This window comes from Bradyrhizobium altum, assembly GCF_020889705.1.
Taxonomy (GTDB): domain Bacteria; phylum Pseudomonadota; class Alphaproteobacteria; order Rhizobiales; family Xanthobacteraceae; genus Bradyrhizobium; species Bradyrhizobium altum.
Genome location: NZ_JACMYP010000092.1, coordinates 15968 through 29947 on the forward strand (window position 1 = coordinate 15968; position 13980 = coordinate 29947).

Here is a 13980-nt window from a genome sequence, read left to right on the forward strand (position 1 = left end):
CGTTTGCGCGGAGATCATGCTCAAAAATAGCTAGAGCTGCGCGCGTACCGCGTTGGCAACGTCCGTCCACCAGCCGTCGAAATCGAACGGCACCGGGACCGTTGCCCGCTTCAGCGCCGTGACGATCCGGTCGGCATAGGCTGCACTGTCAGCATCGCGCGGCACCAGCAGGATGGCGCCGCGATCGATCAATTCCTTGAAGCGCGGATGGTGGTCGAATTCGTCCGGCAGCGCCGGGCCGGTGACAATCAGCGGCCGGCCGGACTGCACGCAGGCCAGGATGCTGGAGCGCCGCGCGGTCAGGCCCTCGGCCAGCGAGTAACAGAATACGTCGATCTCGCCGAGCAGGCCGAACACCTCGTGATCGGACGCGACATAGCCGGAGACGATCACGTCGCCCTTCAGCCCCAGCTCGGCAACGCGGGCATAGAACTTCTGCTCGATGTTGTCGGTGCCGCGGATGAAGGAGCCGACATAGACGATCAAGGGCTCCAGGCCCCGCTGCTTCAGGATCGCGCCGATCTCGAGCAGGCCGTTCGGCTGCTTGCCGGGATAGATCGAGCCGAAATGCCCGACGATGAGCTGGCCGTTGCTGCGTGCCGCGACGAGCCGCTGCAACAGCATCGAATCCGAAAAGCCGGCCGGCGCGGCGATGTTCGGCGGCAGCGGCGCCAGCACGCATTTCCGCACCATGCCGCGCATGATGCGGTCATCGGCGAGTTCGCGGCGCACCAGCGGCGAGAACATCACGATGGTGTTGGCGAGCCACAGCGCGGGGATATAGGTCAGCCGGCGGATGCCGTTGAGGCCGGCCCATTCGTGCTGAATCAGCACAACCTTGCGGCCTCGCAGCCGGGCGAACAGCAGCGCGAGCAGCGGGCGCGCGATCACGCGCTTCCAGGCCACGATCGGGAAGTTGCAGACCACGCTCTCGGCGCTGCCGACCGCGCGCCAGGTCTCGGCGATCGTGCCGTCGGTGTGGGTCAGGGTTAACGCCGTGCTAGCGCCGGGCTCGAGCTTGTCGAGCGTCTCCTGCAGCAGGCGGGTGAACTGCCCGACGCCGCAGTGCATCCGCGGCCCGGCGCCGAGAAACAGCGCGCGATATCGGGGTGGTTCAGTCATTCAGTCCTGTCGGCCACGGCGGCCGGCTCCGGAAACGTCGCGGTTAGCCATATCGGCGAGACATTAGCTTTGCGTAACCCCGCGCGCATACGCGACGGCACCGTTCTTGCCAATCCCTGTCCAAGAGCTGCCAGCTCGTCCCGGAACGGGACATCGGATGAAGCGAAACGGCGCAGCCAGGAGCGCGACCATGACGACGGGCAAGATCTTTGCGAATTGGGATGACAACCATTCCAGGCTCTGGAGCCGTCAGCCGATCCGGCTCGAGCACACCATGCACAAGCAGCCGGCGTTCTCGATGGACGATCTCGCCAAGCTGATCGAGCACTATCCGCGCGAGCATTACAGCCTGGTCAAGACCGGCGCCAAGGGGTCGAGCCGGGTCTGGCGTGAGGGCGAGATCGGCAGGCTGCGCGGCCATCAGGTGATCGAGGCGATTTCGCGCGGCGGCCTGTGGCTGAACCTGCGCAACGTCACCGCGATCGATCGCCGCTACCGCGACATGATCGAGCGGATGTTCGGCGAGATCGCCGCCAAGGTTCCCGGTTTCGATGCGCCGACCCATCAGGCCGGCATCCTGATTTCGTCGCCCGATGCACAGGTCTACTACCACGCCGATCTGCCGGGGCAGGGCCTGGTCCAGATCGCCGGCCGCAAGCGGGTCTACATCTATCCCAGCACGCAGCCGTTCATCCGGCCCGAGCAACTGGAGAACATCGCGCTGTTCGACGTCGAGGTCGATATCCCCTACGAGCCCTGGTATGACTGGCATGCGCAGGTGATCGATCTCGAACCCGGCCAGATGCTGAACTGGCCGCTCAATGCGCCGCACCGCGTCGAGAACCTCGATACCGTCAACATCTCGATGACGATCTCCTATGTGAACGACGACATCCGCCGCGCCCAGATCCTGCATCTCGCCAACGGCATGCTGCGTCATCGCTTCGGCTACACGCCGCGCAGCCGCAGCATCCGTGGCCCTACCTTCTTCGCCAAGCAGGTGATGCAGAAGCTGCTGCGCGACGGCAAATGGGTGAAGCGCGAACGCGCCGTTCGGCGCGCGATCGACTTCCGCCTCGACGAGAGCGATCTCGGCAAGATCGTCGACCTGCCCAAGGCGGCGTTGGAGGCGGCCTAAGCGGGCTTGCCGGTAGCAGGTGCTGGAATGACGGTCTTGACGACAGCGGTTGAGAAATTCGGGGCGCGGGTCGCTTCCTATGCGGTCGGCTATCGCGTCGAACTGGTTTCCGATTGGGCGTATGCCGCCGCCCGCTGGGGGACCTTCGAGCCGCTTACGGCGTTCCAGCATCCGCAATGGTATGCGTCATGGTACCGGGCCTTCGCGTCGACCGATGGCGTCGAGCCGCTGATCGCAATCGTCAGCGATGCCGCGACCGGCGAGCGGGCTGCACTGTTGCCGCTGATCTGTCACCGGCAAGGCAGCCTCCGCATCGTCGAATTCGCCGATCTTAACCTCACCGACTTCAACGCGCCGATCCTTGGCCCCGCCGCACCGCGCGACGACGTCGCTGCATGGCAGTTTTGGCGTGATTTGCAGGCCGCGCTGCGCAAAGCGCCCGGCGGAGCCGATCTGATCCGTTTTCGCAAGATGCCGGTCAAGCTCGCGACGCGATCCAACCCGCTGGCGCTGCTCGATGGCATCGGACCGTCGGTCGTCAACGGCAATCTGCTGACCATCGGTGACGACCACAACGCCTGGCGCTACGAGCTGAACCGGAAGGTTCGCAAGGAATTGGGACGGAGCTGGCGCGTGTTCACGCGTGAGCCGTCCGCCTCGTTCAGAGTCGCCACGGATACCGGCGAGGCGCTGAACCTTCTGTCCATCACGGAAGTGCAGCAGGGCGCGCGGCTGAACGGTCTTGGGCTCAATTACGTGCTCGACAATGCGGACTGCGCCGCCTTCTATCGCGACCTCGTGCGCGAAGGCACCGCGCGCGGCTATGCTGTCATGACCGCACTTGCGACCCATGACGAGGTGGTGGCGACGCTGCTCGGCGTCCGCACCGGCTCGCGCTACGTCATGATCCGCATCAGCAATGCGGGCGAGAAATGGTCGGCCTGTTCGCCGGGCCGGCTGATCATCGATCGCACCATCGAAGCGCTGCACAAGGACGGTGTGCGGGAGTTCGATTTCTCGATCGGCAATTACACCTATAAGCGGCGGTTCAGACCGCAGCGCACGCCGCTGGTCGATCTCAGCGCACCCTTGAGCTGGCGCGGGCGGCCCTCCGCGCTGCGGGACCGCGCCGTGCTGGCGCTGCGTCGCTATCCGGACCTCACCGCGCGGCTGAAGCAGGCGCTCGGCAAGTCGGCGCCCTCGCGCGAGGACGACTGAGCGAAGGGCGGCATTCCCGAACGAGAATGCCGTCCTGATCGCATTTGCCTCGTAGCAAGCCGCGAAGCTTAGCCGTGCAGCTTTCTGGCAGCCTCCGCGATCGCGCGGCCCTGATAGCGCGCGCCGGCGAGCTCGTTCTCGCTGGGCTGGCGGCTGCCGTCGCCGCCGGTGATCGTGGTGGCGCCATAGGGCGCGCCGCCGGTGACCTCGTCGAGCTTCATCTGTCCGGCAAAGCCGTAGTTCAGTCCAATCACCGTCATGCCGAAATGCAACAGGTTGGTGATGATCGAGAACAGCGTGGTCTCCTGGCCGCCATGCTGGGTCGCGCTTGAGGTGAAGGCGCCGCCGACCTTGCCGTTCAGCGCGCCCCGGGCCCAGAGCCCGCCGGCCTGGTCGAGGAAGTTGGCCATCTGCGAGGACATGCGGCCGAAGCGGGTGCCGGTGCCGACGATGATCGCATCATAGTTGGTGAGGTCGTCAATCTTGGCGATCGGCGCGGGCTGGTCGAGCTTGTAGTACGAGGCTTTCGCGACTTCGGCCGGCACGAGCTCGGGCACGCGCTTGATGTCGACGGTGGCGCCGGCTTCGCGCGCGCCTTCCGCGACGGCATTCGCCATCGCTTCGATGTGACCGTAGGCGGAGTAATAGAGAACGAGAACCTTGGCCATGATGGCCTCCTTTGGGGGTTGAGGTAGGGGAAGATGATTTGGGGGGAGGAGCATGCGTGGACGTTTGTCCGCGCATGCAGGGTGAGTGGTGATCAGGCCGCGTCGACGAGCACGAGCTCGGCATCCTCGAGCGCGGTGATCTTCAGCTTGGCTTCATCGCGGATCGCGGCGCCGTCGCGCGCATTGACGCGCACGCCGTTGACCTCGATGCTGCCGGCCGCCGGCACCAGATAGAGGTGGCGGGCCTTGTCGGCGGCGTATTCCGCGCTCTCGCCGGCCCTCAGCGTGGTGGCGAGCACCCGCGCATTGGCGCGGATCGGCAGCGCGTCGTTGTCGCCGGCGATGCCGGAGGCGATGGTGACGAGCTTGCCCGAGCGGTCCGCCTTCGGGAACGGCTTCGAGCCCCAGGTCGGGTGACCGCCCTTCGTCGTCGGCTCGATCCAGATCTGGAAGATCTTGGTCTTGGACGGTTCCAGATTGTATTCGGAGTGACGGATGCCGCTGCCGGCGCTCATCACCTGCACGTCACCGGCTTCGGTGCGTCCCTTGTTGCCGAGCGAGTCCTGGTGCGTGATCGCGCCTTCGCGAACATAGGTGATGATCTCCATGTTGGCATGCGGATGCGCCGGGAAGCCGGAGTTGGGTGCGATCTCGTCGTCGTTCCACACCCGCAGCGCGCCGTGGCTGACATTGTCGGGATCGTAGTAGCTCGCGAACGAGAAGTGGTGCTTGGCCTTCAGCCAGCCATGGTCTGCACCGCTAAGCTCTGCGAATGGTCTGAGTTCGATCATGGTCATTTCCCTTGATGTAAATGGTTTGGGGGCCGGGCGCACCGCGCCCGGCGTCTCCAGATGATTTGCGGTCAGGCGCCGAAGCCGCCGTCGACGTTGAGCACGGTGCCGGTCACGAAGGATGCTTCCGGGCTTGCAAGGAACACGACGCCGGCGGCGACTTCCTCAGGGCGGCCGAAGCGCTGCAGCGCGTGCTGCAAGCGTTGCGTCTCGGCAAACTCGCCGCCGTCCTTCGGGTTCATGTCGGTGTCGATCGAGCCCGGCTGCACCACGTTGACGGTGATGCCGCGCGGTCCGAGGTCGCGTGCCGCGCCCTTGGTGTAGCCGACGACGGCCGCCTTGCTGGCGACGTAGTCGGCAAGCCCCGGGAACGAGGCGCGATCGGCGAGCATCGAACCGACGGTGACGATGCGGCCGCCTTCACCCATCAGCTTCGAGGCGGCGCGGATCGCGGTGATCACGCCGTCGACGTTGATGGCCTCCTGGCGGGCTAGCGTCGCGGTGTCGGCCTTGGGATCGTCGACCGCACCGCCGGATGCGACGCCGGCGTTGTTGATGAGGATGTCGAGCCGGCCAAAATCCTTGGCGACGGTCTTCACCAGCTGATCGACATCGGATGACGAGGCCTGGTCGGCCTTGTAGGCACGGGCGTTGACGCCCTTGCCCTTCAACTCGGCGACGACGGCTTCCGCCTTTTCGGGAGACGCGACGTAGCTGATCGCGACGCTGGCACCTTCCGCGGCGAGTGCGCGGGCGCTGGCCGCACCGATGCCGCGTGAACCGCCGGTGACGAGGGCAACCTTGCCTGAGAGCTTCTTGGTCATTGGATTTCTCCACCGATTGAATTTGATGGCACTTGGATATGCCTCCGGCTGTGGTATAGAAATAGAAACTATTGAAACTCATTGTTTCCAAATTGAACGATCAGGACAGCGGCCCATGTCGAAACTGCCGGACTTCGAGGCGCTCGCGATCTTCGCAAAAGTCATGGAATTACGGTCGTTTGCGGCGGCCGCGACGGAACTCTCGCTGTCCAAGGCGACGGTTTCGAAGGCGGTCAGCCGGCTCGAGGAGCGGCTCGGCGCGCGGCTGTTCAACCGCACCTCGCGGCGGCTGGCGCTGACCGATGCCGGCCAGAAATTGTCGGAGCGCGCCGCGCGGCTGCTGGCCGACGGCGAGGCCGCCGAGAGCGAGGCGCTGGCGCAATCGACCACGCCACGTGGCCTGGTGCGGTTCGCGGTGCCCATGACCTTCGGCGTCAAGACGGTGGCGCCGCTGCTGCCGCAATTCATGGAGGCCTATCCGGAGGTCACGATCGATCTGCATCTGAGCGACGCGACGGTCGATCTGATCGGCGAAGGCTTTGATGCCGGCCTGCGCATCGCGCGGCTGCCGGATTCCTCGCTGATCGCGCGGCGGCTGTGCGGCATGCCGCGCTATACGGTGGCAGCGCCGTCCTACCTGAAGCGCTACGGTCGGCCGACCCATCCGATGCATCTCGCCGAGCACAAATGCTTCGGCTACGCCTACCTCTCGACCCAGGGCGTCTGGCACTACACCAATGCGTCGGGCGAACAGGCGAGCGTGCGCCCCGCCGGCCAGTTGCGGGTCAACAATGGCGAGGCCGTGATGCCCGCGCTGCTCGCCGGCCTCGGCATCGCCGACCTGCCCGACTTCATCGTCGGCGACGCGATCGCGCGTGGCGAGGTCGAGGTGATCCTGAAAGGCTGGAAGCAGCCTGAGGGCGCCGTGCATCTCGTCACCCCGCCCGGCGGCCCGCGTCCCGCCCGCGTCGAGGTGCTGGCGGATTTCCTCGCCAGCCATTTCGCCAAAGGCCGCGCTCAGCGGAAGTAAAAGGCCGCGCCCAGCGGAAATAGAGAGCCGCGCTCACCGGAAGTAGTCGGCACCGCACACGCGGCTGAAGGCCGCGCGACCCGTCACATTCGTGTCATCCCTTTTAAATTGTATAAGTTGTGTGAACTAACCCATGATCGTGGGCCGCCGCGATCGTCTATTTCTGCGTCCTGAACCTGTTGCCGCAAAGCGCATTTTCGGAGGAACCAGATGATTGATCTGACCAAGCATGATTTCACGTCATTGTCGGTGAAGGATCTGCTCGATGCCCGCGAGGCCTATCACGTGCATCTGGCCCATCTGCAATCGGTCTACGCCACGGCGATCGGCCGTTATCTGATCCGCGACAACGACCGCAACGCGACCGAACGGCGGCACCATTCCAAGCCGCAGGCGCTCGGACCGCGCACGCTGTTCAATTCGTCGGTCAAGGACTGGTCGTGGCCCTGCATCCTCGTCTTTGTCCGGGACTGGATGAAGCGCTCCGAGCTGAAGAACCATCCGGAGAAGCAGGACCAGCTGGTGCCGCCATTCCTGTATCTGCCTGACGGGCGCGTCGTGCCCACCTGCGTCGTCAAGGTCGATCCGAACGAGGACAGCCCCGGCGTCGTCGATCCGCCGGTGTTCAAGAGCGATCTGGTTGGCGGCGGCTTCCCGGTCCAGACCATGATCCAGGGCAAGATCCACCGCGGCTCGATCGGCTGTCTCGTCACCAATGGCGAGACCGTGTTTGCACTCTCCAACCGCCACGTGGTCGGCGCGGCCGGGCGCGAGATCTTCGCCGGCTTCAAGAACACGGAGCGCCGTCTCGGCGTTAGCGATGCGCTGCAACTCGGCAAGCGCGCCTTCAGCGACGTCTATCCCGGCTGGCCCGGCGCGCGCGTGGTGGCCAATCTCGATGCCGGATTGATCCGCGTCGACGACGTCAAGGGTTGGACCGCGCAGGTCTACGGCGTCGGCCAGGTCGGCGACGTCGTCGATCTCAATGTCGGCACCTTCCGCCTCGAGATCATCAACCAGCCGCTGATCGCGTTCGGTGCGACCAGCGGATTGATGAAGGGCAAGATCATCGGCCTGTTCTATCGCTACAAGACCGTCGGCGGCATGGAATATGTCAGCGATTTCGTGATCGGTCCGCGCGACAGCGACACGCCGCTCAACAACTACCCCGGCGATTCCGGCACGATCTGGTTTCTCGACGATCCGGACGCGAAGAGGAACGCCAGCGGCGCGCGCATCCTCAGTCCCCTGGCGCTCGAATGGGGCGGCCAGGAATTGTTCGGATCAGGCGGCAAGATTCCGATGCAGGTCGCGCTCGGCATCTGCATGGCGACGCTGTGCCGCGAGCTCGATGTCGAGCTGATCGGCGACTGGAACGCCGGCCACACCGAGTATTGGGGCGAATGGGGACACGTCAAGATCGGCGCCTATGCGACCGGCCTGATCGATGCGAAGCTTCCCAAGCTCTCGGCCATGATGGACGCCAATTCCGACAATATCGGCCTCGACGACAAGCTGCTTGCCGACCTCAAGCCCTATCAGCGTGGCGCATTCGCGCCGCTGGCCGACGTTGCCGACCTGGTCTGGCGCTTCACCCGGCACACCGACGAGAGCAACCATTTCGCCGACATGGACAAGCCGGGCAAGGACGGCAAGACGCTGCTGGATCTTTGCGCCGAGTCCACGCGCAATGTCGATCCGAAAGTCTGGAATGACTATTACGAAGGGATCGGCGAGGACCGCCGCGGCGCGTTGCCGTTCCGGGTCTGGCAGATCTTCGACGAGATGGTCGAATATGCCGCCGCCAACAAGAAGCTCGAGTTCGTCTGCGCCGCGGGGATCGCCGCGCACTACATCGGCGATGCCTGCCAGCCGCTGCACATCTCGCAATTCCACCATGGCCTCGATCTGAACGACAAGACGCACGCAAAGGTGCACAGCGTGTACGAGACCACGATGATCGGCCGCCACGGCAAGGATCTCATCAAGATGATCCCCGACGCCCGGACCAGCGACGTCGCGGAGATCGTTGCGGGCGGCACGCCGACCGGGCGCGATGCCGCGGTCGCCGTGGTCGCGCTGATGCAGCGAACCGTGAAGCGGCTGCCGCCGATGACGATCGTCAATTTGTTCAACTCGCACATGGGGAGCGGGCAAGTCGACGTGCTGTGGTCGAAGCTGAAGGATGCGACGGCGGCCTGCATGCAGGACGGCGCCAAGACCCTGGCCCGGGTCTGGGAAGCGGCCTGGCGCGCCGGCGCGGGTGAAGATCGCGGGCAGGGCGGCAAGTTCGATCAGGGCAGTCTGAGCAAGCTCTACAACGATCCGAGCTTCCTTCCTGCGTATCCGCTCCAGCAGCTCACACTCGATGCGGACGACCACATCGTTCCCGTCGGGGGAGGCGGAGCGCGGCGCCGGAGTGCATCGACGGCACGGCGCGCGCGCCCGCAAGCCGCGAAGAAGGCAGCCAAGAAAGCGGCCAAGAGTTCGGCCAGGAAGGCGGTCAAGAAGGCCGTGCCGCGCAAGCGTCCGGCTGCGGCCGCCCCGGTCCGCCGCGCAGCCGCAAGCAAGAAGACCGCGACCAAGCGCGGCGCGGCCAGGAAGCGGTCGGTTGGAAAGACGCGCAAGGCGGCGCGCAAGCACTAAAGCATGCCGAGATTGGGTCGACCGCGACGGCACTGCGCTCCCTCTCCCCGCACGCGGGGCGAGCTGAAGCGCATCGGCTGCGACACGCGGGAGTTCCAGATCAGCGTCCCGCTCCTGCATCATGCGGACGGGAACTTGGGCTCATTGGCCTTCACATTTTGTTGTCTGCGCGAACGATCCTTGGCCGCATTCATTTGCCATTTTCGAAGCAAGTCGCCGCGCGGAACCCGTGCGCGCGGATGAAATGGAACTCAACGAACCGAACTCAACGAACAAGGGCACTGGGCATGCAGACGGAGCGGATTGTCCTGAGCTTAGCGATCGCGATCGGCGGCCTTGGCGCTGCGGCGCCTGCGTTATCGCAGGAGTATCGCGGCACCTGGGAACAGCAGATGGCGTGCACGCCTGACGTGATGCGGCTGTGCAGCGATCAGATTCCCGACACCAACCGGATCGTCGCCTGCCTGCGTCAGAACACGGCGCTGCTTGGCAGTTCCTGCCGTGCGGTGTTCGAGTCGAATGCGCAACAACAGGCACAAACGCAGGGGCGCGCACCGCAGGCGCAGACGATGCAGCGGCCGCACGCGCCGCAGCAGATGCAGCCAGCCCCGGTTGCGCCGCCGCGGCCCGACGACGATGAGGATTAGTGTCCAGAGCGTTTTCGAGCGAAGTGGACACCGGTTCGCGTGAAGAAAACGCGTCAAAACAAGAATCTAGAGCTTCGGTTCTGTTTCAATCAGAACCGAAACTCTACGCACTGACTCCTGTCTGAGACCTGACTTCACAGACATCGACCCATTCGGCCGCGGTCAGCTCGGCCATCCGCTCGGGCGTGATGCGGACGGCGCTGTGGGTCGAGCCTGCGGCCGGCACCACGACGTCGAATGCCTTCAGCGACACATCGCAATACACCGGCAGCGACGTCTTCAGGCCGAACGGGCAGACGCCGCCGACCTCGTGGCCGGTGATGTCGGCAACCTCGTCGAGGCCCAGCATCTTCGGCTTGCCGCCGAACGCTGCCTTCACCTTCTTGTTGTCCATCCGCGACGTGCCGGCGGCGACGATCAGCACCACGCGATCGCCGATCCGCAGGCTCAGCGTCTTGGCGATCCGTGCCGGCTCGACGCCATAGGCCTCCGCGGCCAGCGCGACGGTCGCAGAGCTCACAGCGGATTCGATCACGGAGATATCTGGCGCCTTCTCGGCGAAGAAGGCGCGGACGGACTCAAGACTCATACTGTTCAGGACCTTGCTAGTCAGGATCTGGCAGACACCAGGGCAGGAAGTTCGGAGAGGCCGTGGATCCGGTGATCGGGCACGACGTCGAGCTCGTCCATCTGGGTACGCAGGGCCTTGAACATCGTCAATGGGGCGACCGTCTCGCTCTCGACGCAGGCGAGCGCCATCGCTTCCGGCGTCACCCGCTCGATCCAGGCGACATTGAGTCCAAACGCCTTGGCGCCGCAGGCGTCCCACGGATTGGAGGAGATGAACAGCACCTCCGCGGGCGGCACGTTCAACACCTCCTCGATCAGCGTGTAGGCCTCGGGCGCCGGCTTGAACACCTTGTGGGCATCGACGCTGATGGTTGCATCGAGCAGGCGGTCGAGCCCGGAATTGCGCACCAGCGCGTTCAGCATGTCAGGGCTGCCGTTGGAGAGGATCGCGAGCTTCTTGTCCTTCATCGCCTCGAGCGCGGCGACGGCATCCGGATACAGCGCAAGATGCTGATACTTGTCGATGATGCGCCCAAAGGTCGCTTCGTCATATTGCAAGCCGAGGCAGCGCAGCGTGTAGGCGAGGGAATCGCGGGTCGCTGTGGCGAAATCCTGGTAGCGCCGCATCAGCGTGCGCAACCAGGAGTATTCGAGCTGCTTGATGCGCCAGACCTGGGTGATGATGTCGCCATAGCCGGGGAATGCATCCTCGGTGATTTCGGCCACCGACTGGACATCGTAGAGCGTGCCGTAGGCGTCGAAGACGATCGCTTTGATTGTCATTGTGGTCTCTCTTGCCCGCCGATCGTCGCATACAGGAATTTCCTGAGTGCGTCGATGGACTGATCCCGGGCCTGCTCGTTGAATTCGAGGTGATGACTGAGCAGCCGCCCCGGTGTGCGATATTGCGGCACGTCAAAATCGTGATGGGCGCCGGGATAGACGATCAGCTCGATCGGATAACCAAGGCCCTGCTGCCGCGAGATGCCGTCATCGTCGCGGCCTTCCGCCAGGTTCCGGCACTCTTGCGCCGGCGTCCAGTCGTCGAGTTCGCCGACCATGATCAGGGTCGGCACGGTCATGTTGCCCTTGATGCCGAGGCAGCGCGGATAGAAGGCGACGGCGGCGCGAAATTTTTCCGTCGCGTTGACCTCGATCGCGCCGTGCTCGACAGAGAACAATGCGAGCCATCCGCCTTGCGAAAAACCGATCACGGCAATGCGTGTCGGATCGACCATGGATTGTCGGCTCAGGAAGCTCAGCGCGCGGTAGGCGTCGTGAACCGTTGCGGCAGGGACATCGCCGGTGCAGGTGTTGCTGATGCCACGCGGGCCGAACCGGTCCACGGTGAGCGTGACATAGCCCCAGGCCGCGAGGCGTTTGCCCCAGCGCTCGTCGAGTTCTCGCCACTGCCCGCTGCAGCCATGCAGCAACACCACGGCGGGCAGGAGACCTGGTCGCTCCGGCCGCCGCAACAGGCCCTGCAGTGGCTGCGCGTTGTTGAGTGGGCTTTCGAACTCGACCAGCACAGAGGGCGCTTCGGCTGCTGCCGCAGGCTTGCCGTCCGCGCTCCCGACCAGGAGCACGGCGAGGAGGGTGGCAAGTCCGGCCCGGTTCGTCATCGGCCGCCCCGCAGGCGTGCGGCCGACGATACTCCCTTAGATCCCCAAAATCTTGCGCGCGTTGGCCTTCAGGACTTTGGGCCGGATCTCCTCGCGGATATCGAGCTTGGCGAAGTCGGCGAGCCAGCGGTCCGGCGTGATGACCGGCCAGTCCGAGCCGAACAGCATCTTGTCCTGCAAAATCGAGTTGATGTAGCGCACCAGGATCGGCGGGAAATATTTCGGCGACCAGCCGGACAGGTCGATATAGACGTTCGGCTTGTGCGTCGCGACCGACAGCGCCTCTTCCTGCCAGGGGAAGGAGGGATGCGCGAGGATGATCTTGAGGTCGGGAAAATCGGCCGCGACGTCGTCCATGTACATCGGGTTGGAATATTTCAGCCGCATCCCCATGCCGCCGGGCATGCCCGAGCCGACGCCGGTCTGGCCGGTGTGGAACAGCGCGATCGCGCCGCCCTCGTTGATCGCCTCATAGAGCGGATAGGCCATGCGGTCGTTGGCGTAGAAGCCCTGCATGGTCGGATGGAATTTGAAGCCGCGCACGCCATAGTCCTCGATCAGCTTGCGCGCCTCGCGGACGCCGAGCTTGCCCTTGTGCGGGTCGATCGAGACGAACGGGATCAGCACGTCGAGATGATCGGAGGCGATCTCCAGCATCTCCTCATTCTTGTAGCGGCGGAAACCGGTCTCGCGCTCGGCGTCGACCGGGAAGATCACCGCGGCGATGTTCTTGGCGCGGTAATAGGCCGCGGTCTCCGGCACGGTCGGCGGATGCTTGTGCGGCGACTTGAAATAGTCGGCCATCTGCGCCTGGAAATCGTCATAGCCGTCGTCGCCATGCATGCCGCACGGCTCCTCGGCATGGGTGTGGATGTCGATCGCTGTGACCTTTTCGATGTCGGGCAGTTTGAGTTTGGGCATTCGGCTTCCCCGGCGGCGTGTTTGTTGGTGATGGAAAATAATTATATGATATAACAATTTTCGCAAGCGGTGTGAGTTGATCGAAGGCGATGGCGGTGCGGGCTCGGATCGGCCGCGAAGTCGTCCTTGGGTGGGGGGCGAGCCCACTGCGCGAGCACGAATCGCTGGCCATGAATCCACAGTCAGGGCGCCGCGACGGGATCGGGGCTTGGCGCCGGATATCGCGGCGGTGGCCGTTTCTGATGTGATCTCAATGGCGTGGCAGGTTGACCGACACCGGTTCCAGGCCGCGATATGGCCGAAAATCGGCCCATCTCGGTTGACATTTAACGGTCCGATGGCTTAGAACCCGGCCGTCCCGCGCGGTAGGCCGCTTGTCGGGATAATCCCATTTTGCCATCTATTGGCATTGATCAGGTACGGCCTCCAACACGGGCCTTTCGAAGTAACAGGATTGTCCCATGAAGGTCCGTAACTCGCTGAAGTCGCTGCGCGGCCGCCATCGCAACAACCGTCTGGTCCGCCGCAAGGGCCGCGTCTACGTGATCAACAAGGTCCAGCGCCGCTTCAAGGCGCGCCAGGGTTGATCCGGCGCGGGTCGGCCGATTGCGCCGATCCCAACACATATCTTTCACAGCTCTTTGACGCCGTGCTGCTTTGCAGCGCGGCGTTGTGCGTCTAGACTTCGGGCCATGGGATTCAACTTCCTTGGACCTGGCAACCGCCGGCTGGCGATCCTGATCGCCGCGCTGCTTGCCGTGCCGGTCCTGGCCATGCCCGTCG

The 13980-nt window shown here is 64.5% G+C and carries 14 protein-coding genes; 6 read left to right on the forward strand and 8 right to left on the reverse strand.

Annotated elements, in window-relative coordinates; translation table 11 throughout:
- Positions 1-30: 30 nt before the first annotated feature.
- Positions 31-1122: a glycosyltransferase family protein gene (locus tag H8B02_RS22165; protein WP_229168234.1), complete on the reverse strand. Its 1092-nt coding sequence runs from the start codon at positions 1120-1122 to the stop codon at positions 31-33.
- 190 nt (positions 1123-1312) lie between these two features.
- Between H8B02_RS22165 and H8B02_RS22170 the strand changes: the two genes are divergently transcribed.
- Together H8B02_RS22170 and H8B02_RS22175 are read left to right on the forward strand one after the other, a co-directional pair.
- The gene (locus H8B02_RS22170; RefSeq protein ID WP_229168236.1) at positions 1313-2260 is read left to right on the forward strand and encodes a cupin-like domain-containing protein; all 948 of its coding nucleotides are present in this window, start codon (positions 1313-1315) and stop codon (positions 2258-2260) included.
- Positions 2261-2296: 36 nt separating this feature from the next.
- A complete protein-coding gene (locus H8B02_RS22175; RefSeq protein WP_229168238.1) occupies positions 2297-3478 on the forward strand; it encodes a GNAT family N-acetyltransferase in 1182 nt (393 codons plus the stop codon).
- A gap of 68 nt (positions 3479-3546) precedes the next feature.
- Here H8B02_RS22175 and wrbA read toward each other — a convergent pair whose 3' ends face one another.
- The 3 genes from wrbA to H8B02_RS22190 all read right to left on the reverse strand — a co-directional run bounded on the left by wrbA (position 3547) and on the right by H8B02_RS22190 (position 5761).
- The gene (wrbA, locus tag H8B02_RS22180; protein ID WP_229168240.1) at positions 3547-4146 is read right to left on the reverse strand and encodes an NAD(P)H:quinone oxidoreductase; all 600 of its coding nucleotides are present in this window, start codon (positions 4144-4146) and stop codon (positions 3547-3549) included.
- Positions 4147-4238: 92 nt separating this feature from the next.
- Positions 4239-4937 carry a pirin family protein gene (locus H8B02_RS22185; protein ID WP_092126730.1) on the reverse strand — a complete coding sequence of 233 codons (699 nt, stop codon included), beginning with the start codon at positions 4935-4937 and terminating at the stop codon, positions 4239-4241.
- 71 nt (positions 4938-5008) lie between these two features.
- A complete protein-coding gene (locus H8B02_RS22190) occupies positions 5009-5761 on the reverse strand; it encodes an SDR family NAD(P)-dependent oxidoreductase (RefSeq protein WP_229168242.1) in 753 nt (250 codons plus the stop codon).
- A gap of 115 nt (positions 5762-5876) precedes the next feature.
- Here H8B02_RS22190 and H8B02_RS22195 point away from each other — a divergent pair, with 115 nt between their 5' ends.
- From H8B02_RS22195 to H8B02_RS22205, 3 genes are all read left to right on the forward strand, one after another.
- Complete coding sequence (locus tag H8B02_RS22195; RefSeq protein ID WP_229168244.1) at positions 5877-6791, forward strand: LysR family transcriptional regulator; 915 nt, start codon at positions 5877-5879, stop codon at positions 6789-6791.
- 210 nt (positions 6792-7001) lie between these two features.
- Positions 7002-9437 carry a Nal1-like putative serine protease gene (locus H8B02_RS22200; RefSeq protein ID WP_229168246.1) on the forward strand — a complete coding sequence of 812 codons (2436 nt, stop codon included), beginning with the start codon at positions 7002-7004 and terminating at the stop codon, positions 9435-9437.
- Between the two features lie 287 nt (positions 9438-9724).
- Positions 9725-10084, forward strand: coding sequence for a hypothetical protein (locus H8B02_RS22205; RefSeq protein WP_229168247.1), 360 nt, complete (start codon positions 9725-9727; stop codon positions 10082-10084).
- A gap of 103 nt (positions 10085-10187) precedes the next feature.
- On the opposite strand, the gene H8B02_RS22210 is transcribed toward H8B02_RS22205, so the two are convergent.
- The 4 genes from H8B02_RS22210 to H8B02_RS22225 are packed head-to-tail and all read right to left on the reverse strand — an operon-like array spanning position 10188 to position 13197.
- Positions 10188-10673, reverse strand: a complete 486-nt coding sequence (locus H8B02_RS22210) for a YbaK/EbsC family protein (protein WP_229168249.1) — start codon at positions 10671-10673, stop codon at positions 10188-10190.
- 20 nt (positions 10674-10693) lie between these two features.
- On the reverse strand, positions 10694-11437 hold the full coding sequence (locus H8B02_RS22215; RefSeq protein ID WP_229168251.1) for a haloacid dehalogenase type II: 744 nt from the start codon (positions 11435-11437) through the stop codon (positions 10694-10696).
- Positions 11434-12276 (reverse strand): dienelactone hydrolase family protein, encoded by an 843-nt coding sequence (locus H8B02_RS22220; RefSeq protein ID WP_229168253.1) that lies wholly within the window; start codon positions 12274-12276, stop codon positions 11434-11436. Before H8B02_RS22220 ends, H8B02_RS22215 begins: the two co-directional genes overlap by 4 nt.
- A gap of 36 nt (positions 12277-12312) precedes the next feature.
- A complete protein-coding gene (locus H8B02_RS22225; protein ID WP_097671664.1) occupies positions 12313-13197 on the reverse strand; it encodes an amidohydrolase family protein in 885 nt (294 codons plus the stop codon).
- Between the two features lie 461 nt (positions 13198-13658).
- On the opposite strand from H8B02_RS22225, the gene ykgO reads away from it, so the two are divergent.
- Entirely contained in the window at positions 13659-13784 is a 126-nt protein-coding gene (gene ykgO / locus H8B02_RS22230; protein WP_002718645.1) for a type B 50S ribosomal protein L36, read from the forward strand.
- The last annotated feature ends 196 nt before the right edge of the window (positions 13785-13980 follow it).